Genomic DNA, 21628 nt, shown 5'->3' with positions numbered 1-21628 from the left:
GGATGAATCAACTCAGGGGCTGGTTGCTCGACGTCGATTATGTGACTGTTGAAATCCCAAAGGGATTGCCAACTCCGTCTAAATCTTCAGATTTAATCGGTGTTGAAATTCCTTCAGAATTACAACAAGTCGGAAAATCTTCGATTTCCGATAAGGGAGGTAAAGCTGTAATCAGGCTCTGGTGCAAGGACGAGCAGGGGAGAAATGCGGTCGTTTTTGACCCAAACTTTGAGCCGTATTTCTATGCGGTGGCTGCTCCCAACCACAGATTTAGGTCAGAAAACAGAAGTGCCGACGATATTATGGCGGTCAGGGCAATGCGATATGGTGAGACGATATCTCCAAAACGAGTTGAGACCGTCAAAAGGAGGGATTTTGGGAAAGAGGTTGAGGCTTTTAAAATAATCGTAGGGCATCCTCAGCACGTGCCAAGTCTGCGTGAAGCCGTTGATGCTCTTGGTCTGGATGTCAGGGAAGCAGATGTGCTGTTTGCGGTGAGGTATATCATCGATCATGGTCTGGCGCCCATGGATGGCATCGTCGTGCAGGGAAAGCCGATCGACATCGAGTATGCAGAGTATGCGCTTGAGGCGAGCGAGGTTAAGCCGCAAAAGAGAGAGGGAAACCCAGATCTACGAATAATGGCGTTCGATTGTGAGATGATAAACCCCCATGGCATGCCGAGCCAGGAGCGCGATCCAATCATCATTATAGGAGTGGCGACGAATCGTGGCGACGTTAAATTGCTTACATCCAAGGACGAACCATCTATCATCAGAGAGTTTATTGATTTTATACGTGATGTTAATCCAGACGTGATATGCGGTTACAATTCGGACAACTTTGATTGGCCGTATCTCTTGCACCGCGCAGAACTTGCTAAAATTCCGCTCAAGATGGGGAGGGATGGAAGTACCCCACAGCTTCGGCCTGGCATTCCTGGGAAAGTCTCCATTGCTGGCAGACTTAACGTCGATTTATACCGTGTCGTTGACAGGGACTTGGGCAGTGTCAAGGTCAAGACACTGGAAAACGTTGCGGATTTTCTGGGCGTAATGAAAAAATCCGAGCGCGTCAATTTACCTGCATCAAAGATACATCAGTACTGGGAAGACCCTGAAAAGCGCAAGACCCTTCTCGAATATGCCAGAGATGATGTAAATAGTACGCTCGCAATAGCGGAAAAGATGCTCCCGCTGCAATATGAATTCGCGAGAATGAGCAGGCAACCGCTGGATGAGGTATCAAAGATGGGACGTGGGCGCCAGGTAGAATCGTTTTTGAGTAATGAGGCATATAAAATAGGAGAACTGGTGCCCTCTAAGAGGGAAGTCGGTGCGCCATATGCTGGCGGTTTCGTTCTCGAACCGAAAAAAGGCATACATGAAAACGTGGTATGTCTGGACTTTTCAGCGATGTATCCATCGATAATGATATCATTCAACATATCGCCGGATACTGTAATAGCAGATGGCGATGAATTCTTTGAGGCGCCAGAGGTTGGATATAAGTTTCGGAAAAAGCCAGACGGTTTCTTCAAACGGATTCTTCAGGACCTGGTTGCCAAGCGTAATAAATTGAAACGCGAACTTGCGAGATACGACAGGGACACATATGAATATCAATTGCTCGATATCCGCCAAAAAGCCATCAAGATACTCACTAATGCGTTTTATGGGTATACTGGCTGGTCTGCAGCCCGCTGGTACCGTAAGGAATGCGCAGAGGCGACCACTGCATGGGGGCGCCACTTTATCAAGCAGGCCATTCAGAAGGCCGAGGAAATGGGGCTTGAGGTGCTGTACGGAGATACCGATAGTTTGTTTATAAAAAAGGATGGAGATATTGTAAGACTCGCAAAGGAGTTTTCAGATGCCATATCCAGGGAACTCCCCCTGGAACTGGACATCGATAACTATTATGAAGTGATATTCTTCACCGAGAAGAAGAAGCGCTACGCAGGCCTCACCGCGGATGGCGAGATCGTTATTAAGGGACTGGAAGTCCGCAGGGGGGATTGGTGTGCTCTGGCAAAGGAAACCCAGGCCCAGGTGGTCGAAGTGATACTCGGGGAAAGGGACCCGGCTAAAGCGGTACGATTGGTCCAGAGCATCGTGCAGCAGGTCAAGAGGGGAAAAGTACCCTTGGAAAAGCTCGTGATATACAAAACTTTGACTAAAAAAATATCCAGCTATGAATCGATACAGGCGCATGTAAGGGCGGCAAAAAGGGCAAAAATACCGATAGAGGTAGGGACGAAAGTAGCGTACGTGGTAGTCAAGGGATCCGGCAGCATCGGGGATAGAGCATATCCAGTCGATATATTCAAAAAATATGAAGATGGATATCTATATACTGATGATGATAAGAGAGATAGGATTGATGCAGAATATTATATCAATAATCAATTGATCCCCGCTACATCACGGATACTTAACCACTTTGGGCATTCTGACGTCGAGTTGAATGGGGGGCCAAAACAGGCAACGTTTGATGTATTTGGTGATTAGGTGCAGCGATTGCAGGCGATTTATTTCGAAGATATCCAAAGGATATCTTCTTAAGAAAATATTTCATAGAAATATTTTCGATGCCAAAGAAGGCCAGAAGACGCGGGCATGCCCTTGTGGACAAAAGGTGCTCGTATCTAAAATGCGGATTTATGCACGCGTTGACGACGAGCGCAAGGCCGGCGATGCCGTGCGGTTTTTGCAGGAAAAGGAGTTTGGAAAACCGCATTTTAGGATGTTCACTCAGTAATGAATTTACGACAGAACACAAAATATATATAATAATACACTCCTTGAAAACATAGACATCATGAATAATGATGATATACTTGGAGGTTTTCGATGAACTCATTAAACAAAACAGCAGAAGGGCTCTCTAAAACTGATGTAAAAAAGGTGGTTTTGGACATGAAGAAAATCCTACTGGCTACAGACGGTTCAGCACCATCCGTCGAGGCTACAAAACACGCAGTTGCACTGGCAAAACTGATGAAGGCAGAGTTGATGGCGATATACGTGGACGATACGGTTGCCCTATCGCCTTTGGAAAAGGCAGAATTTGGAGTATCTGAAGCAGTGGAACATGGTAAAAAGGGGCTTACAGTCGCGAAATGGTATGGAGAAAAGAATGGAGTTAAAGTAAAAACCATAACGGAACGTGGAAGTGCACCAAAACATATCGTCGAGACCGCTGAACAGGAGAACGTGGACTTGATAGTGATGGGCACGATAGGGCGAACTGGGTTGAATAGAATAACAATTGGGAGCGTTGCTGAGATGGTTATAAAAGCCGCCCATATCCCAGTGCTGGTTGTAAGGTGATATAAGTGGGTGAAAAGATATATGCAAACAAGTAAGGAAAAGCATGAAGAGATATCTCAACTGATGTTGCGTCAATGGAACATGGTCCTGCCGCTTGGAGTGCTGTTCATGGTTGTGTATCATGCACTACCACTGTTAAACGACTTTGCGACAGACTTTATGAGAATAAAGATATTCGGAGAGTTTACAATCTCTTTTCTGTATGCCATATTCTTAATATTTTTTGTCAGCTTGGGCACATCAATAATATATGTAATTAGAGCACTTGAAATGGAGGAGAAAACACCATGGTAGAAAATCCAACCGCATTGGGTCTCGTGATATTCATGGTGCTTATCACTATGAGCATTGCAATCTTTGCAAGGCGATTTGGTAGTTCGGCGGCAGAATTCTATGTGGCTAACCGGGGGATAAGCGCCTTACAGAGTGCCCTTTCGCTCGGAGGCAGTTACATGAGTGCTGCATCGTTTTTGGGCATTGTGGGGTTAGTATGGCTGCACGGATATGATGGCTTTGCGTACGGATTGGGATTTTTCGGAGGATATGTGGTGCTGTTATTCTGGATTGCCAGTCCACTCCGGAGATTTGCAAAATTCACCGTTGCGGATTTTGGATTTGCAAGATGGCACTCGCAACGGGTTAGAATGGTGTGCGTTATATTTACATTGATATCGATGATATTCTACATCGTTCCGCAGTTAGTAGGGTCTGGTGCTTTGCTCCATATATTGATGGGCTGGGACTATTCCACTGGGGTGGTGGTCGCTGCTGTTTTGATGACGCTGTACGTGGTGGTGGGGGGTATGAGGGGCACCACCTATAACCAGATTTTCCTGTGCGTGATGCTGTGGGGTGCGATGTTCATCACTATGATATTTGTCCTGATGCACTATGGATGGAGTTACAACGCAATACTTGTGGATGTCGGTCGCCCCTACATATACCATGGGATGTGGTTAGACCCTATAAACAACTTTGGATTGCTCTTTGGACTGGTCCTTGGTACTGCCGGGCTTCCCCACATTCTGATTCAATATTATACCAATCCAACTGGTAAAGCGGCTCGGTGGGCCACTGTGGGTGTGTTGTGTATTCTCGCAACGTTCTACTTCATGACGCCGATCGTAGGATTTGCAGCCAGAGCAATACTAGGAGATGCTGCGGGTGTAAACACTGCTCTGCCATTGGTGGGATTTGCACTTGGCGGCGAGCCACTGAAGGGTATCATTGTTGGCGGTGCATTTGCGGCAATAGTATCGACAACGGCAGCATTGCTCATTGCCTGCACTGGCGCGATAGCCCATGACTTATATACGGGCATTATCAATCCGAAGGCTTCAGATAAGAAGCAAGTTCAGGTTGCAAAGGTAACAACGATAGTGCTTGGAATACTCTCGATCGGTGCTGGTCTCGCGTTTGAAGGATATCCAGTCGCCTTCCTCGTTGGACTGGCGTTCGCAATTGTTGCAAGCATCTTCTTCCCACTGTTGTTCATGGGCATCTGGTGGAGGAGTATGACTGAAAAGGGCGCACTGGCGGGCATGATTGCTGGTGGCATATCATCATTAGCGATAATATCCACCAACCTCCTTGGCATGCACCCGCTGATGAATCCAGCAATCATAACAGTGCCGCTGGCATTCCTTGCGATATACTTCGTTTCCAAGTGGGATGGCAAAGTGCCCGACGATGTCGACGAGTTGATGTATCAAATGCACAGTCCAACCAGAGATATAAAGTGAGTTTGCGGTCAAGTGCGGACAATCAAAAAAGGGAAAAGTGGGATATATAATCACAACTCCTCCTTTCCCCTATTTTATTTATTTTTATGTACGAAGTGTGTACGCTGCATAGCGACGCGGAGTAAACTTTAAACCCTAAGGTTTAATTAATGATGAGTATTGTGAGTTAGGGAGTAGAAAGGGGGGGAGGAGAGAGGAGGAAGCCTCAAAATGACACATGGAGATATAAAAGCGCTATTGAAGGAAACTAGAGTCTTTGAGCCATCGGCTGAGCTTGTTGAGAACAGCAACGTCAAGAAATGGATGAACAAGCACGGCATAAAGGACTATGATGAACTACTCGAAAGGGCGAAGGACATAGAGTGGTTCTGGGAGGAGGTATCAAAAGGAGTGATAGAATGGTACACTCCTTATGAGAAGATTTTGGATTGGGCTCCTCCTTATGCTAAATGGTTTGTTGGGGCAAAGTGCAATATCGCACATAACGCCCTGGATAGGCACGTGAAGACGCAAAGAAAGAACAAAGTTGCATATATCTGGGAAGGAGAACCCGGGGAAGTCAGGAAACTGACATATAATGACCTTTATATAGAGGTTAACAAATTTGCCAATGCACTTAAAAGCATTGGGATTGGGAAAGGTGACAGGGTTATGATTTACCTGCCAATGGTTCCTGAGTTGCCCATAGCCATGTTGGCATGTGCAAAAATCGGCGCGATTCATTCCGTCGTATTCTCTGGCTTCTCTGCTATTGCCCTCAGAGACCGAACAAACGATGCTGAAGCAAAAGCCGTCATCACCTGCGATAGTTTTTATAGGCGCGGAAAAACCATCCCGCTCAAGAAGCAGGTGGATGAGGCATTGGAAGGTGCGCCAACCGTTGAAGCTGTGATTATATTCAAGCGCACTGGCGAGGATGTTCCATGGAACAAGAAAAGAGATCACTGGTGGCATGAGCTCATAGAGGGACAACCATCTACATGCAAGACCGAGGTGATGGATTCAGAAGACCTATTATACATTCTCTACACCTCCGGCACCACTGGAAAGCCAAAGGGCATACAACATGTTCATGGCGGATATGCAGTCGGGGTTGCTCATACTCTCAGGTGGGTCTTTGACATAAAGGAGGAGGACGTATACTGGTGCGCGGCAGATATAGGATGGGTGACCGGTCATAGTTATATCGTATATGGGCCGTTGATACTTGGTGCAACTTCTGTTATGTATGAGGGGTCGCCTGATTATCCTGACATCGGCAGATTATGGTCGATGGTTGAGAGATATGGGGTAAATGTCTTTTATACGTCGCCTACTGCCGTCAGGATGTTTATGAGATTTAGCGGGGAATATCCTGCTAAATACGATCTGAGCTCCCTCAGGTTGCTTGGAAGCGTTGGCGAGCCGATAAATCCTGAGGCATGGATATGGTACTGGAAGCATATCGGTAGGGAGCATTGTCCGATAATGGATACCTGGTGGCAGACCGAGACAGGGGCACATGTGATATCGCCGCTTCCGATCACAACACCACTCAAACCAGGGAGTGTTACAAGACCTTTGCCAGGTCAGACCGCAGATATATATGATGCCGATGGCAAGTCGGTCCCGGCTGGGGCAGGTGGGCGCCTGGTCTTGCTTTCTCCGTATCCATCGATGATGAGAGGGCTATACAAAAACCCCGAGCGATACGTAGAAACGTATTGGAGTGAGTATCCTGATACATATCTTGCAGGAGATATAGCGAGGAAGGACGAGGATGGATATTTCTGGATACAGGGAAGGTTTGACGATGTCTTGAATGTTTCAGGGCACAGGATAGGCAATTCAGAAGTGGAATCTGCTCTGGTCAGCCATCCAAAGGTGGCAGAGGCAGCGGTTATTGGAAAGCCACATGAGATAAAGGGCGAGTCTATAACTGCTTTTGTCGTTTTGAATGCAGGGATTGAACCCGATGATGAGTTGAGAGCAGAGATAAGAGAGCACGTGTCGAAGGAGATAGGGAAGATAGCAAGACCAAGTGAAGTATGGTTTGTCGCAGATGTGCCGAAGACTCGCAGCGGAAAGATAATGCGCAGAGTGATAAAAGCCAAGGTGATAGGAGAGCCAGTGGGAGATATATCCACGCTTGCAAATCCCGAGGCGGTTGAAGAGATAGGTAAGGCAAAGTAAACCAAACTACTCTAATAATTTCTCCGCCAGCATGGGCAGGAACGTCCCCACATCTGTGACGATTCCAATTACCTGGGCAGTGCCTCGATCCATCAGTTTTGTGACCGTTGCAGGATTTATGTCGATACAAATTGTCTTGACGTGAGATGACAGGCGGTTGCCAGTTGCTATCGAGTGCAACATCGTCGCCATCATCAGTACCATGTCGACGTCCTTTATCGCCACTCTTATCGCATCTTGTGCAGCCATCGCATCGGTTATAACATCGGGCAACGGCCCATCGTCTCGAATAGAGCCAGCAAGCACAAATGGAATATTCTTCTTGACGCATTCATACATGATGCCGCCTTTTATTATCTTTTGTTCTACGGCTTTGGCGATAGACCCGGCTTGGATTATCTCACTAATCGCATAGATGTGGTTTTTGTGCCCCTCTGATACGAGTTCGGCATTTTTGATATTCATCCCGAGGGATGTGCCATACAAGTCATACTCGATGTCATGAACTGCCAGTGCATTGCCGGCGAGCAGGACATCCACGTAGCCTTTTTTGACCATCTTCGCTAAAGAGGGTGCTGCACCCGTATGTATTATAGCAGGACCTGCTACTACTGCAATCTTCCCGCCTTTTTTCTTTATCTTCTTGATCTCTTCGGCTATCTGTGATATTAACGTCTCAGAAGGCCTTTCAGAGGATGTCCCCCCTCCCATGAACTCAAAAATAGACCTGCTCCTGGGTCGTTCAGGCGGAACTACACGTATGCCCTTTTTTCCTATCGCCACATGGTCTCCCTTTTTTATCATGGCGAGCGGTTTGCATAATGCCCTTGTATCCTCTACCACCACCAGGCAGTCCATCTCTATGTTTTCCACGCCTAACCACTCGTTTTTATGCCTGACGTGAGTCGGATGATTGGTAGTGGAGTAAAATCCTTTCGGTATGACCCGATCGGCAGGAGCAGGTGCAAGCTCTACGTCTTCCATCTCTGGCAACCGTGCCCCAAGCCGATGCAATTCGCTTATGATTTGGTCCACGTGTTCATCATCTTTGCCGCCGACCATCAGACGGGCGTAACTGGAGTCTGTTTTACGTTTTCCTATATCAAAAGTCAATACTTCGAACTCGCCGTTCATGTCCATAATCCTGTCGAACACCTTTGTGAGAATTTGCGAGTCGATGATATGTCCTTTGAGTTCAATTTCTCGCATCGCCTTCATGTAACGTCTCCTGATAAAAATATAAATGCCCTATACTTAAATCTTGGCGAACATCATCGTACCTATCCCTTCATCGGTAAAAAGTTCCAACAGGAGTGAATGAGGTCTATTCCCGTCGATGATATGTGCTTTTTCAACCGACCCATCGATTGCCCTCATACATGCTTTGACCTTGGGGAGCATCCCCTTCTGAACCGAGCCACTGCCAATCATCTCATTTGCCTCCTCGATGGACAGGCTCGATATCAGCGAGTCTGGGTCGGATGGGTTTCTTAACACGCCAGGCACATCCGTTAACACTATCAGTTTTTTGGATTTGATGGCGATGGCAATGTCGCCTGCAACGGTATCGGCATTCAGATTAAGGTCGTTACCCTTTGCGTCGGGTGCGATTGGCGCTATCACGGGTATGTACCCTTCTTCGATAGCCATCCTCAGGACCTCCGGGTTTATCGTTTCAACCTCGCCGACCCGTCCAAGGTCGACATCCTGCTCCACACCGTTGACCTTTATTTTTTGAGGTACCTTTTTTTTCGCGGTTATCAGTTGACCGTCTCTTCCAGATAGCCCCAGTCCCTTTGCGCCGTGTTTATTAATCAATGAGACAATCTTGGGATTCATATCTTCGGTCAGCACCGTCCTAACGATATCCAGGGTATCATCGTCTGTGATTCTCAAACCGCCCACAAACTTGGGTTTTTTTCCATCCTTCTCCATCTTACGGGTGATTTCTGGCCCGCCTCCATGGATGATGATTGGCTTCATTCCAACGTAGTAAAGCAGAACTATATCTTTGACGATTTCTTCTATAATCGGTTTGACTATGGCATGGCCGCCAATTTTGACCACGATGATGGAGTTATAAAATTTCTTGATATGTGGGAGCGCCCCGATTAAGGCGTTTTCTGGCTTGATTTTCATATGGTTGATATATTATAGCTTCAACTTAAAAACTCTTTTAACATACCGTCCCTACTAATAAAGGCGAGTTATATGAGATTTGTCGTGCAGGAACATTTTGCCACCCATCATCACTTTGATTTTCGCCTTGAGATGGAGGGAGTGGCAAGGAGCTGGGCGGTGCCAAAAGGTCTGCCTGAACGAAAGGGAGAGAGAAGATTGGCAATACAGGTCGAAGACCATGAAGTTGACTACATGGGATTTGAGGGGGGTATCCCCGAAGGCATGTATGGGGCTGGCAAGGTGGTTATATGGGATGAAGGCGAATATAAACTGCTCAAGATGAATAAAAAAGAAGTAAAGGTCGACCTTGATGGAAAAAAGCTAAAGGGCGCATATGTGCTTCTCAGATTCCCAAAAGGAGGCGAGAATGCCTGGCTTGTCATTAAGCAGTCTTGATGCCCCTTCTCGGTTTACCCATAACTCCATATACTATGAGGATGATTATTTCTTACCTGCTAAGTGGGGTAATACCCATCGAGTGGGAACCAAAAAAAGATGAGGAAAAAAAATGGATGAAAATGAAGGCTACGACTCTGAAAGAAGCTCAAGAGGTCCGAAGTCGAAGACCGCTAAAAGAAGCTTTGGATACAACAAAACACCAAGAGAGATGCATAAGGTAACATGCGCCGATTGTAGCGCTGAAACCGACGTTCCGTTCAAGCCGAACGGCACAAGACCCGTATATTGCAGGGACTGTTATCAGAAACGCAGACCAAAGCGATATTAGGCGATATTAGCATATTCATTATATCATTATATACTCAGTTTTGTTTTTTGTTCACAACGAGTATATCTGCTATAAGAAACTAAGATCGGCTCGCATACTAAAGATGAGCGGTAGCTATGCAAGAAGTACAGGGCATCCGTTTGGCTGCAATGTCTCTTCTTGCTAGTGGCGGGCATTTTGGGAATGTATATTTAAGAAAGTAAAGGAGCTGCCCTTAGAAGAACGACCAAGAGAGAGAGCGATCAAGTTTGGAGCAAAGGCGCTTAGCTTAAGAATGCAGAATTAGTGGTTATTATCTTGAAAATTTGGTCCAACAAAGAAACAGCCATCGACCTGTCTAATAAGTTGCTGAAAGTCGAGACGTTTATTTATATTTAATAATTAGAAATAATATTGTAGCAACAAAAATTAGTGTTGTTCCATTTGCAAGAATAATAGGTAAATCCTGAATTAAAATTCCATATAAAAGCCATAGAAAAATACCTGCTGTTAATATTGTATACATGCCTAATGATAAACCTTTAACATGTTTGGTTTTTATGATTTTTATTGCTTGTGGCAAAAATGAAATGGTTGTACAGGTTGCTGCCGCCAATCCAAGTAAGGTAATTAATTCCATATAAGTTAGATTATTAAATAAGGTTTATATAATTTTATATTTAGTTTCGGACATTATTTCGTATAACTCCTTATATACGAACCCCTTCCTAAAAAGATTCTTAACTGATTTAAAGTTAAACTTGTCTTATATGATCATCGACTTGGTTGGTGGGATTTGACCTCTAAGCAGGAGCAACAATTTTTTGGCTCTCGATGATATCCGCAAGTCTCTCATCAGAGACTTTCATGGTCTCCTTTATGGTGATCATTTTATCGATTTTTATCAGTCCCCTTGTTATCGGCGAGTCAATGTTTAACTGATACATTTTTGCCCTGCCGATATCTCGCGTTTTTTTGATGATGCCCATGTCTACCAACCCTTCAAAAAATGTGTTTAGTGTAACTCTCGACATGCCCGAACCCTTCGCTATTTCCGTTTTAGAGTAGTCGTACCCATAGTTATCTATGAAGAAATCCACAACCCTGAAAAAGGGACTGGTTCCAAACCCCTTTATGAAATATGATTCTTTCATTTTGCCTCCCTCTTGTTTTATTTTACTCACTTTTTGTTTATTATATTGGAGAAATAGGTTGATCAATTTTGGTGATTTATTCAGACATTTCAAAGGCATAAGAAAAAGAGATTTTGAAAAGATATTAAGAGAGATGTTAGATGAGGGAATTCTCATAACAAAAACAGGCAAATACGGAGCGAGATTTTCCCTCAATTCAAATAAAAAGGCAGAGATATTGGAGGTATATGGACGAATTTTGGAAGATGATTGAAATAAAACCTGTCCACGCCGCATTAAATATTGCAGTCACGTCATATATTTGGCATTAATCCTGACGTAATCGCATGTGAGGTTATGTCTCCAGCCATGACCTTTTGCACATCAAAACTCTGGTAGCTTCTCCTCTAATCTAACCCTTTTTAATCCAATCTCACTATACTTTTTATCAGAACTTATTATCTCATCCCCATCGCAATATATCGCATGAAGTGCATCGAACGGTGTAACTCCATATTTTTTCATCACATAACATGCAGATAGATAAAACCATTGACACCTATCTTTGGCTCTCTCACTTCTACAAGGTTCGATGCCCCTTCTACCATCTCAAGTGGATCTTTTCCGTCCCTATATGCCAGCAAAATCAGTTCCATCAAGGTATGCGTCGATGTCCATATCTTGCCCTTGTGCTTCTTGTATATTTGCTCTGCATTCTTTTTTAGCCAGTCCCTCTCTTTTAACAGTGCGAGAAAGAAATCCGTCTCTGCATACATCTTATCTGCCTGCCTCTATCAAAGCCTCTTTTAAAATCTCCTTTTTAACTTCGGAAATCGGCTTTTCTATCCTCCCAATGGACTGAAACTCTTTTAATGGGTTTTTGGACTCCTTTGCTTTGTGTAGAACGATGTCTCCATCAGGCAAAACTAATATAGTATATTTCGATCTGGCATCCATTCTACTTCTAACTGCCTTTGGAAGGTATATCTTTCCTGTTTTGTCCAGTGCCACATATTCCATCGTACCACCACGCCCTATATTAATTCCAAAACATATAACATTTTTGGCGAATTATCCAAAATTTTCCCAAAACTGTTTTCGATATTACTGATCAGTCTGCTGGAAAGTTCTCTCTGGATGTTCTTTTATGAATTCCTTATATTCCTCTTCATACATCCAACAATACTCATCACAATTTTTACAATGGAAATGAACTTCATATGGTTCGCATCCCACATCTAAATAAGTCAAAGTGTTCCTACTATCACATTTCGAGCACATCAATCCTAATTCAAGGTCTTTTGGTATTATGCGGGTTCCTACACCAAAAGGATCTTCGCAAAGTTTCTCTATCGCACCATAAATTTTCACTTGATCTTCTTTCGGCAATTTATTCAACCGACTCACAAAATCATCTGTCAATATCGCTTTGTATTTTTTCTTAGCCACCTTCTTATCCCCTCTTCATGATCTTCTTTGGCTCTCTTTTCGCCCTTTAAATTCTTTTTCAAATTCGTCCCAGTCTCCTATGTTCATTCCCAAATCGACTTTATCAAAAAACTTTGTCAGGTCTACTTTCTTCTTTGGAATCATTCTGAGATAACTTCCCTCCTTTTTACTATATTTAATAGCCACTTTGAATACTTCTCACGTCATATATTTGGCATTAATCCTGACGTAATCACAGGTGAGGTCACAGCCCCACGCCCTCGCCCCCCCGTTTCCAAGCCCCAAATCTGCTTTGATGACGATGATATCCCTTACCATGAGCGCCCTCGCTTGATCAAGCACCCCCTCGACGATACTCCCCTCTTTGACCAATGTCACGACATTAGCGCCATCTGAGAGCTCCAGCGTGATTTTATCAGCTTCGACATCTGCGCCAGAACGACCTATGGCTGAGACAATCCTTCCCCAGTTTGGACTTTCTCCATAAACTGCTGTCTTGACCAGTGGCGATCGCACAACGGCTTTTGCCGCCTTTCTTGCATCATCTTTTGATATTGCGCCTGAGATATCGACCTCGATGAATTTGGTTGCACCCTCGCCATCCCTTGCGATCATCTTCGCCAGTTCGGTGCACACAAAATTCAGACCTTCTTGAAAGTGGTGATCGCTTATGTGCTTTTTACCCGTCGCCGTTAGCAGGACCATATCGTTGGTGCTGGCATCGCCGTCCACGACGACCATGTTGAAACTATCGTCTACCGCTGTTCTCAAGCATTTATACAACACATCATATGAAAAATCAGCATCGGTGTAGATGAACACCAGCACCGTGTTCATATTTGGCTCAATCATGCCTGAGCCCTTGGCTATCCCACCAATGCGGACACCATCAACCTCAACAGCAACCTGCTTCAGTATGGTATCGGTGGTCATGATCGCCCTTGCAGCAGCTTCACTTCCGCCTGACTTTGATGTCAATCCATTCATCACATCTTTTACGTGCCTCTCGATCCAGTCCATATCGACATGATGGCCGATGATGCCAGTGGACGCGACGCCTACGGATTTTGAATTGACATCCAGTTCGTCCGCAACCAACTGACTCATTCTTTTTGCATCTTCGAGACCTCTTTCACCTGTAAAGGCGTTTGCACATCCGCTGTTGGCGATAATCGCATTCATAACACATGGCAAGCGCTCGTTCATGACGATGACCGGAGCAGCTTTTATTTTATTCTGGGTGAAAACCCCAGCAGCGTTACCTTTTCCTACTATAATCGCAAGACCTTTTTTGCCCTCTTTTATGCCGTATGCTTTGACGCCACGAACGGCGCATATCCCTCCGCTCAGAAGCTTCATTTTTTGCCCCCAAGTCCAGCTATGATATCTCCCCTGGTGACGATTCCAACCAGTCTGTCATCTTCTGTAACAGGAAGCCTGTTGACACGATGTTTGGTCATCATCTCCGCTGCTTTTTCGATACCCTCCTCTGGCGAGATGACATATAAGCAACGCGACATTACCCTGGCGACCGGTCTGTCACCCATATCTTCCAGCGCCTTTTTCGTTTTAGTCCAATCTACCAGCTCACGTATTGGCACCTCTATGAGCTCCAGCGGACTCGGCAGCCACAAGTCTTTTGAATATTCAGGAGTGCGCAAGAGTCCGAGAATATCTCTTTCGGTTATGACGCCCACTACTTTTCCACCTTCTACCACGGGCATGCCGCTTATGTTATGCTTTTTCAACTTCTTTACCACGTCGCTGACGACATCGCCTGGGACGCATGTGACAACTTTCTTGTTCATTATGTCTTTAACTTTCATGTTTCCACCTATGGAGCAATACCAGGCATCCATAGCCCAGCCTTTTCATCCAGGCCGAACATGATGTTCATGTTCTGAATTGCCTGGCCGGATGCACCCTTTACCATGTTGTCGATTGCCGAGATTACCACGATTCTATCTCCTTCTACGTCAAAACAACCGATATCGCAGAAATTAGAGCCTCTAACGGCGCCAAGCGACGGCACTCCCTCTACAATTCGCACGAAAACCTCGTCTGCGTACATCTTCCAATATAAATCCATGACATCTTTCTTGGATACTGCCTTCTTTACAAATATATGCGCCGTGGTCAGAATGCCCCTTACTGCAGGGATTATATGGGGCGTAAAGTGGACCTTACACCTGCCCAAAAGCGCCAGCTCCTGTTCGATCTCTGGATTATGGCGGTGCGTGGTTACATTATACGGCAATATGTTTTCGGCAACATTCGGATAATGCGTGACCTCCGATGGGTTCATGCCCGCGCCAGATATGCCAGTCTTTGAGTCGAAGACTATTCGCTCTACAATGCCAGCTTTAACAAGGGGGGCGGCAGCCAGTATGGCTCCCGTCGGGAAACAGCCTGGATTTGCGACCAGGTCAGAATGCCTGATATCTGCCCTGTGCAATTCAGGAAGGCCGTATGTTGCCTTCCTCTCACGGTCGCTGTGGGATGTTCCATATATCTTCTCATAGATATTGGGCTTCAATCTATAATCTGCACTCAAATCGATAACCTTGGCACCATTTGTCAATAGCTCTGGGACCTGTGTCATCGCAGCTTTGTGCGGAACTGCCGTGAATACGACGTCCGAACGCTTTGCCACTTCCTTTGAGGGTATGTCTTCAAAATATAGGTCCAATGTCTTCAAAAGGTGGGCGTGTATCACATTGACGGGCTGGTTTTTGAAAGTGCGCGAGGTCACCGTTACTATTTCCACATCAGGGCGATTCGCCAACAGTCGGAGCAGTTCTCCGCCTACGTACCCCGACCCTCCAATGATTCCAACTTTCATGTGTATTACTACTGCATTAGGGATATAAAAGATGTTTCGTTGAAGAAAACCTTATTGTGATTTGCACCAATTGTATTGTGCAGGAAAGTATTACGATGGACCAGATGTTAAAAAAAGCCGCAGAATGTGCCGAGACGCTCAAGAAGTGCGAGGAAGCGATCATCGTGTCACATATAGATGCAGACGGCCTGACCGCTGCTGGCATCATGTGCATGGCACTGGAGCGAGAGGGCATAGATTACACGACGAAATTCTTGAAGAAGCTGGACACGACAGCGCTCAACGAAATCGCGGATATCGGCAGGGAACTTGTCATTTTTACCGACCTCGGATCTACCATGCAGAAAGAGATCGATGCCCTAAATTTGAACGTCATAATCTCCGACCATCATCAGCCTGTTGGAGTCACGCTTGAACATCATCTTAACCCCCATCTTTTCGGCATCAACGGCACCGACGAGCTGAGTGGTTCTGGGACGGCATACCTGTTCGCCAAGGAGATAGGGTCCAATATGGATCTGGCAGGACTGGCAGTTGTAGGCGCTGTTGGCGACATGCAGGATGCGAAGACTGGACGGCTTATCGGGATGAACCGACACAACATGCAGGATGGCGTTGATGCTGGCGTCATCTCTGTTGAGACCGATATCCGTCTATTTGGTAGGCAGACGAGACCTGTTTACAAATTACTGGAATATTGCTCGGACCCATATATCCCTGGCATCAGCGCCAACGAAGCAGGATGCATCGAATTCCTGCGCGAGTTGGATATACCATTAAAAGACTTTGGGTGGCGTCACTGGATACATCTGAACAGGGATGAAAAACAGCGAATCGTCTCCAAGTTGATGCGGTTGTGTATGGAATCAGGGATACCGCCTTACAAGGTCGAACGTATTGTGGGCGAGGTGTACACCCTGCAGAGAGAACAGGAGGGCACAGAACTGAGGGATGCAACCGAATATTCCACATTGTTAAATGCCACGGCCCGATATGGCCATGCAGACATTGGTCTCAATGTATGTCTGGGAGACAGAGATGAATCCTACACATTCGCTCATAATCTACTGGCACAGCACAGGCGCAATCTGGTGGATGGATTACATTTTGTCAAGGAAACTGGAGTGACCACAATGAAGCATCTGCAATATTTCCATGCGGGATATAACATCCAGGATACGATCATCGGAATCGTTGCCGGGATGAGCGCTAGCACGGAAAGTGTCGACAGGAGGATGCCAATAATAGCGCTTGCCGATGCGGAAGATGGAATCAAAGTATCATCTAGGGGGACACAGGATTTAATCAGGCAGGGATTGAATCTAGCTGTTGCACTTCGCGAATCTGCTGAACAGGTAGGTGGTACTGGAGGCGGGCATGACATAGCGGCAGGTGCGACGATTCCAAAGGGGGAAGAAGAACGGTTTTTAGCAATCCTTGATACCAGAATTGGGATGCAATTAAAATAATTGGGATAATCATAAGGTATTTTTATTTTAATGTGTAATCTCATGTGATTACCATGAATTACGATGCGATTTATAAAATCCTCAAAGATGTCTTCACCACATATCACTATCACGTTGGCGTGCATCCGTTCGAATTGAAAAATAACATACTAGTCGCTGAAAAGGATGACGACAGACTTTTGGTTATGCACAGCCAGAATGGCGATTATTACGATGTAGAGCGCCTGATTGGGGTCGCCAGAGATCAGGGAGGCAGAGGTCTGCTGGTAACCATCGGGTCGTTTGCCCTCGATGCCTGCCTATTTGCTGAGCAAAACAACATACTTCTCTGGGATCGGGGTGAACTGGAGAAACAAATTGGAAAGGCCGCACTTGCCAATATATGTGGAAAAGATGGTTTTGCATTGCAGGACTCCGTATCAAATTTTTTTGGATTGGATGCCGAGCAGGGCAATTATATCCCGCAATTGCCACTATCCGATGAGAGTTGTATTTCCTACGGGATTCCAACACAGAAAATTGACATACAATTACGCTCTCTTTCGGTCCATATCACGAGACAAAACGCCGTCTCCATAGCCAACAGTCGGGTGGGGCAGACAGAAAGCGCGATTATCGTGTTTACACCATTCTGGCAGTACCATTATAAAATCAGTCTGGTAAAGCAATACAAGTCGAGGACCGTGGATTTATCCGGAGATGGCACAGGCGTCGTCAACGCTTTAGTTGGTGAAAACAAATTCGTGCAATATGAGCGGGCGCGCGATCGGGTAAGCGTCCCTGATGAGAATTACAGGATAGAGAGTCTGGCGATATCTCAAGAGGAGGCACAGGATATCGCCATTCAAGCGATCATTAAAAAGCACACAAAGCGACTTCGGATTAATGAAATGGTCGGCGAAGCGATCATTTTCGAAAATAAATCCTTTAAGCCGCGCCAGAAGGATATTAGCATTGAACTGGATTTAATTCACATTCCAATATGGAATATCAGGGGAAAGACCGGGTCTATCAAACTCAATGCGCATGATGGTCATATCCTGACAGAGGTGATAGACAGCGATGCAGAGTTTGTATGAGACTTCCCCTCGATTGAAAGATGTTCAGATATAAACCTCCAAGAGCTATCTTAAACGAGAGGTTCTATAGAATCTTAAAAGGTGTAAAGAAATCGGTTGATGATTATGATTAACTGAAATTTCTACAGTATTCAACGAACAAGAACACGGAACCTTATAATTTCTTTAAATCTTTAATCAAATCATCTGTGTCATCAGCATGTCTCTTAAAGAATGTAACGGGCGCTTGAATTCGCTTTTCTTTTTTGAAGCTCATAAGACCAAAATCCATTGTAGTAACAATACCATTAAGATATCGTAAGTCAATATATATTCCCATTAATTTATTGCGTGTTTCTTTAGGTAAACTTGCTAATATTCCTGCATTTCGTGCAGCGATGTAAGAGTCAGAGTAATAAGAAATTCTCAACTTCCTTGTTGCATTCCTTATTGCTTCTAATTCTAATGAATTTACCTCAGATTTTAATATTTCTTTATTCTCCTGTAGTTCTTCAATTAATGCTGTTAAGAGCTTCTTTTTGGTTATTATTTCTACCGCATGAATATATACAATGACACCTGCAATAGCACCGATTAATGCGATTAGTAGTGAGGCAATTACTTCCATGATAGATATGCTGTCTCCCTAAACTTTTGATATTCTTCCATGATTAGTTCAATCAAACCTCTCAACCCAGTTCAACATAACAAACCATCATCTTCTAAAACAGTGAGACACTCCACCACAGAATATGATGCCCTGGTGATGCCCATGCTTTTTTTGGATGTATCGGTCCCTACCAAATAGAGTCCACGAATGGGAGTTCTGTGCGATGGGACAATTTGATTGGTTTTGTTTACTGATTTCTCTGGAATCATGACCTGGTAGTGAATCATCTCTATATCCTTTTCGATGGATGGGTAGTACTTGCAGATAAACTCCATTGCACGTTTTTTAGTGGATTCAATATCTTTATCACCGATCTTAAACAAGAATCCAATAAGTTGCCCTTCTGGCGGAGCAAGATTTTTGTCATAATTGGTTACCGAAATTGCCCAAGCGCCTGTACAGCTTGAATTGCCTACTAAAATTTCGGACCCGACATTTTTAAGATATTTTTTCTTTAGCCCAAGCCAGATCGTTAGAGCCAGGACATTTGTAATATTGCTGAGTTTATCTGCGTATTCAGTTGCTATCGCACCGTCATCGAGTATCTTGGGGAATTCGGACACGAAGCCAGAGTAAACCACCAGGTCGGAATAATATTCATTTTCGCCATCTGAAACTCCCTTTACCGAATCGTTTTCTATGATTATTCTTTTCACCTCGACATTCTTCTTGATATCGACCCTGCCATCTGGAAATGAACTGACAATTGCATCGATAATGCTTCCTATTCCGCCAATCGGATATGCCTGATCCCTTGCCCCCTCCTTGAACAAGAAGTTTACCAGACCTGTCACTTTTTTCTGCATACCCTTCGTGTCGCTCCAGTCGAAAATCCTGAAGACCGATGTTTCATACATCGATGTGCCCGTCAAAAAGTGCGCCATGGTATCGATGAATCTAAGCGTGCTCTCCGAGAAATTATAGTTTTTAATATAGTCGTACACCGAGACTCCTGCAAGCTTTTTTGGTGTTATCAAGGATGCATTTAGGGCTGAAAATAACGCTTGGATGATCAGTATTCTATCTCTCAATGGAAGCACGTCGAACTGGATCCAGTCGGTAACAGTCCATGGAAACTCTTTTGTCGAACCGTTTATTTTAACGTAATATTTTCCATGTGGCTTAAACACCGGGACGACGTCGAAATATCTTGTCATAAGTTCTCTCAGGGGACCATCGTTAAGTTGCGTGATGATGTGCGGTCCTGTATCGACCGTATAGCCATCCACGTTATATGACCTGCAGGCTCCGCCGATGTAATCTTCTTTTTCGAGCATCAAAACGTTTTTTCCACCATTCGACTTTGAGATTGCGAGTGCAGTAAGCAGTCCACTGATCCCAGCCCCCACGATTATGGCATCGTATTTTTTCATATCGCCCCTCCCTCTTTGCAATATTCTCTTTCGATATGCGGCCGATATATCGTGTTGTAGGCGCAAAATGGAATCACCCTCCCATCAGGCACCGCATAGTGAATGCCGCATCGCTGGACCCTTTCCAGGTCTATGTTGTATGGGTCCTGAAAATGCATGACTCCTAAGAAAAGCGTATTTCTATGGAACTCGGAAGTGGCACCGATAGACCCCTTTCTGAGGACATCTATCAGCATTTTTGTGATGTTTATTCCGGTTGGCACCTTACTTTTATCCACGAACTTTGGAACTTCTCTGAGTATTTTTTCCACGGTCATCAGCCTACTGACCTTCGATTGGTTGACTTCCTTTGCCGAACTATCTAAGAACTCCATCAATCTTTCTACATCTATGAATCTGGTTATGGGTACAAAATGACCGTTTTTAACGAAAATGTAGGTTGCAGCACCACAGTGTGGATGGACGGTAAATTCTACCTGTTGACGTCTACGCCACGCCTCTACAAAATGAGATATTGGCAATACAAACGGCACAGGATAAAAATCGTCTCCAGTTATTTCGCCATTTGTCTGTTCTTCTATGAGTTTAAAGAAGTCTGGTATTGTAATCCTCTGTTTTTCGCGTTCTTCCTTGGTGATTCTCCCCACAAAAGAAACGGGCTGTATGTTCACGCCCCTGATAACATCCAGATTTTTAGAGGCGAATCGTAATATCTCCCCTATCTGGTCGTCATTTACTCCTTTAATCAGTGTCGGAACCAGTACAATGCTGGTCAGACCCGCCCTTCTACAATTCTCAATGGCGCCTAATTTGGCCGGAAGTGCGTTATAGCCGCGGGCGTGCATATAAGATGCACTATTCACACCATCAAATTGTAGATAAACTGTATTTAATCCGGCTTCCTGCAATCTTCTGCAGTATTCTACGTTGTTGGCAAGTTTTATGCCATTTGTCGCCACCTGTATCTGGGAGAAGCCAAAATCCTTTGCCATAGCTACTATTTCTGGAAAATCCTCTCGCATAGTTGGCTCACCGCCAGCGAATTGTATTGCCAGACATGGAATGGGTTTATCATTTCTGAGAACAGCCATCATCTTCTTAATTTGATTCATCGACGGCTCGTAGATGTGTCCACTAACAGCCGCATTTGCAAAGCAGACACGACAGCTTTGGTTGCATCTGTTTGTCACATCCATATTCGCGAGCAGTGTCATCGTCTTGTGATTGGAGCACAGCCCGCAATCATAGGGGCATCCCTTTTTATCTCCGAGCTTCTCTTGAGAGGCGATGTGTTTTCTGGTGTTTGAATTTTCAGGGAATTCACCACAGTTTCCAACCCTTTCGAATTTTTTATAAAAATCAGAATTGGACCAGCATATATCCTTAAATTCTCCATGGTCTTTACAATTCTTTTCGATTATAATTTTGCCGTCTTCTTCAAATATGGAGGCATCTATGACCTTCATGCATTCTGGACAGAGTGATTTTGTCTTCTTCATAT

At 44.8% G+C, this 21628-nt stretch carries 26 protein-coding genes; 11 read left to right on the top strand and 15 right to left on the bottom strand.

Annotation, left to right across the window (positions count from 1 at the left end; genetic code table 11):
• Positions 1–2: 2 nt before the first annotated feature.
• From BME93_01300 to acs, 6 genes are all read left to right on the top strand, one after another.
• Positions 3–2510, top strand: a complete 2508-nt coding sequence (locus tag BME93_01300) for a DNA-directed DNA polymerase (GenBank protein ID ATZ60808.2) — start codon at positions 3–5, stop codon at positions 2508–2510.
• Positions 2494–2760: a DUF1922 domain-containing protein gene (locus tag BME93_01295; protein ID ATZ60807.2), complete on the top strand. Its 267-nt coding sequence runs from the start codon at positions 2494–2496 to the stop codon at positions 2758–2760. The genes BME93_01300 and BME93_01295 overlap by 17 nt, the downstream gene beginning before the upstream one ends.
• A gap of 92 nt (positions 2761–2852) precedes the next feature.
• Positions 2853–3332: a universal stress protein gene (locus tag BME93_01290; GenBank protein ATZ61719.2), complete on the top strand. Its 480-nt coding sequence runs from the start codon at positions 2853–2855 to the stop codon at positions 3330–3332.
• Between the two features lie 21 nt (positions 3333–3353).
• On the top strand, positions 3354–3626 hold the full coding sequence (locus BME93_01285) for a DUF485 domain-containing protein (protein ATZ60806.2): 273 nt from the start codon (positions 3354–3356) through the stop codon (positions 3624–3626).
• Positions 3620–5074: a cation acetate symporter gene (locus tag BME93_01280; GenBank protein ID ATZ60805.2), complete on the top strand. Its 1455-nt coding sequence runs from the start codon at positions 3620–3622 to the stop codon at positions 5072–5074. Before BME93_01285 ends, BME93_01280 begins: the two co-directional genes overlap by 7 nt.
• Positions 5075–5284: 210 nt before the next feature.
• The gene (gene acs / locus BME93_01275; protein ATZ61718.2) at positions 5285–7246 is read left to right on the top strand and encodes an acetate--CoA ligase; all 1962 of its coding nucleotides are present in this window, start codon (positions 5285–5287) and stop codon (positions 7244–7246) included.
• A gap of 6 nt (positions 7247–7252) precedes the next feature.
• Here acs and BME93_01270 read toward each other — a convergent pair whose 3' ends face one another.
• Positions 7253–8464 carry a TIGR00300 family protein gene (locus BME93_01270; protein ATZ61717.2) on the bottom strand — a complete coding sequence of 404 codons (1212 nt, stop codon included), beginning with the start codon at positions 8462–8464 and terminating at the stop codon, positions 7253–7255.
• Between the two features lie 36 nt (positions 8465–8500).
• Positions 8501–9385, bottom strand: coding sequence for an acetylglutamate kinase (argB, locus tag BME93_01265; GenBank protein ATZ61716.2), 885 nt, complete (start codon positions 9383–9385; stop codon positions 8501–8503).
• A gap of 72 nt (positions 9386–9457) precedes the next feature.
• On the opposite strand from argB, the gene BME93_01260 reads away from it, so the two are divergent.
• Together BME93_01260 and BME93_01255 are read left to right on the top strand one after the other, a co-directional pair.
• Positions 9458–9823 carry a DNA polymerase ligase N-terminal domain-containing protein gene (locus BME93_01260; GenBank protein ID ATZ60804.2) on the top strand — a complete coding sequence of 122 codons (366 nt, stop codon included), beginning with the start codon at positions 9458–9460 and terminating at the stop codon, positions 9821–9823.
• Between the two features lie 112 nt (positions 9824–9935).
• A complete protein-coding gene (locus BME93_01255; GenBank protein ID ATZ60803.2) occupies positions 9936–10154 on the top strand; it encodes a hypothetical protein in 219 nt (72 codons plus the stop codon).
• Positions 10155–10518: 364 nt separating this feature from the next.
• Here BME93_01255 and BME93_01250 read toward each other — a convergent pair whose 3' ends face one another.
• Both BME93_01250 and BME93_01245 read right to left on the bottom strand, forming a co-directional pair.
• The gene (locus BME93_01250; GenBank protein ATZ60802.2) at positions 10519–10773 is read right to left on the bottom strand and encodes a SemiSWEET transporter; all 255 of its coding nucleotides are present in this window, start codon (positions 10771–10773) and stop codon (positions 10519–10521) included.
• Between the two features lie 163 nt (positions 10774–10936).
• On the bottom strand, positions 10937–11287 hold the full coding sequence (locus tag BME93_01245; protein ID ATZ60801.2) for a hypothetical protein: 351 nt from the start codon (positions 11285–11287) through the stop codon (positions 10937–10939).
• 58 nt (positions 11288–11345) lie between these two features.
• Between BME93_01245 and BME93_01240 the strand changes: the two genes are divergently transcribed.
• Complete coding sequence (locus BME93_01240; GenBank protein ATZ60800.2) at positions 11346–11540, top strand: hypothetical protein; 195 nt, start codon at positions 11346–11348, stop codon at positions 11538–11540.
• A 110-nt stretch (positions 11541–11650) separates the two neighbouring features.
• On the opposite strand, the gene BME93_01235 is transcribed toward BME93_01240, so the two are convergent.
• The 8 genes from BME93_01235 to argC form a co-directional block, all read right to left on the bottom strand.
• A complete protein-coding gene (locus tag BME93_01235) occupies positions 11651–11791 on the bottom strand; it encodes a hypothetical protein (protein ID ATZ60799.2) in 141 nt (46 codons plus the stop codon).
• Positions 11791–12042 (bottom strand): hypothetical protein, encoded by a 252-nt coding sequence (locus BME93_01230; protein ID ATZ60798.2) that lies wholly within the window; start codon positions 12040–12042, stop codon positions 11791–11793. The genes BME93_01235 and BME93_01230 overlap by 1 nt, the downstream gene beginning before the upstream one ends.
• Position 12043: 1 nt before the next feature.
• Positions 12044–12286 carry a hypothetical protein gene (locus BME93_01225; GenBank protein ATZ60797.2) on the bottom strand — a complete coding sequence of 81 codons (243 nt, stop codon included), beginning with the start codon at positions 12284–12286 and terminating at the stop codon, positions 12044–12046.
• An 84-nt stretch (positions 12287–12370) separates the two neighbouring features.
• A complete protein-coding gene (locus tag BME93_01220; GenBank protein ATZ60796.2) occupies positions 12371–12715 on the bottom strand; it encodes a hypothetical protein in 345 nt (114 codons plus the stop codon).
• Between the two features lie 15 nt (positions 12716–12730).
• Positions 12731–12859 carry a hypothetical protein gene (locus BME93_01215; GenBank protein ID ATZ61715.2) on the bottom strand — a complete coding sequence of 43 codons (129 nt, stop codon included), beginning with the start codon at positions 12857–12859 and terminating at the stop codon, positions 12731–12733.
• Between the two features lie 54 nt (positions 12860–12913).
• On the bottom strand, positions 12914–14074 hold the full coding sequence (gene argJ / locus BME93_01210; protein ID ATZ60795.2) for a bifunctional ornithine acetyltransferase/N-acetylglutamate synthase: 1161 nt from the start codon (positions 14072–14074) through the stop codon (positions 12914–12916).
• Positions 14071–14541, bottom strand: a complete 471-nt coding sequence (locus tag BME93_01205) for a CBS domain-containing protein (GenBank protein ATZ60794.2) — start codon at positions 14539–14541, stop codon at positions 14071–14073. Before BME93_01205 ends, argJ begins: the two co-directional genes overlap by 4 nt.
• 8 nt (positions 14542–14549) lie before the next feature.
• Positions 14550–15557, bottom strand: a complete 1008-nt coding sequence (argC, locus tag BME93_01200; protein ID WRQ72953.1) for an N-acetyl-gamma-glutamyl-phosphate reductase — start codon at positions 15555–15557, stop codon at positions 14550–14552.
• 104 nt (positions 15558–15661) lie between these two features.
• Here argC and BME93_01195 point away from each other — a divergent pair, with 104 nt between their 5' ends.
• Both BME93_01195 and BME93_01190 read left to right on the top strand, forming a co-directional pair.
• Positions 15662–17026, top strand: a complete 1365-nt coding sequence (locus tag BME93_01195; GenBank protein ID ATZ60793.2) for a DHH family phosphoesterase — start codon at positions 15662–15664, stop codon at positions 17024–17026.
• Positions 17027–17079: 53 nt separating this feature from the next.
• A complete protein-coding gene (locus BME93_01190) occupies positions 17080–18105 on the top strand; it encodes a hypothetical protein (protein ATZ60792.2) in 1026 nt (341 codons plus the stop codon).
• Positions 18106–18259: 154 nt separating this feature from the next.
• Here BME93_01190 and BME93_01185 read toward each other — a convergent pair whose 3' ends face one another.
• The 3 genes from BME93_01185 to BME93_01175 all read right to left on the bottom strand — a co-directional run bounded on the left by BME93_01185 (position 18260) and on the right by BME93_01175 (position 21626).
• A complete protein-coding gene (locus tag BME93_01185; GenBank protein ID ATZ60791.2) occupies positions 18260–18712 on the bottom strand; it encodes a hypothetical protein in 453 nt (150 codons plus the stop codon).
• A 71-nt stretch (positions 18713–18783) separates the two neighbouring features.
• Positions 18784–20127 carry an NAD(P)/FAD-dependent oxidoreductase gene (locus tag BME93_01180; protein ID ATZ60790.2) on the bottom strand — a complete coding sequence of 448 codons (1344 nt, stop codon included), beginning with the start codon at positions 20125–20127 and terminating at the stop codon, positions 18784–18786.
• Positions 20124–21626 (bottom strand): radical SAM protein, encoded by a 1503-nt coding sequence (locus BME93_01175; GenBank protein ID ATZ60789.2) that lies wholly within the window; start codon positions 21624–21626, stop codon positions 20124–20126. The genes BME93_01180 and BME93_01175 overlap by 4 nt, the downstream gene beginning before the upstream one ends.
• Positions 21627–21628: the final 2 nt, after the last annotated feature.

This window comes from Methanosarcinales archaeon Met12 (assembly GCA_002813105.2).
Lineage (GTDB): Archaea > Halobacteriota > UBA148 > UBA148 > JAJOKI01 > JAJOKI01.
The sequence above is the reverse complement of the archived record's forward strand: the minus strand, read 5'-3'. Positions and strand labels throughout refer to the sequence as shown.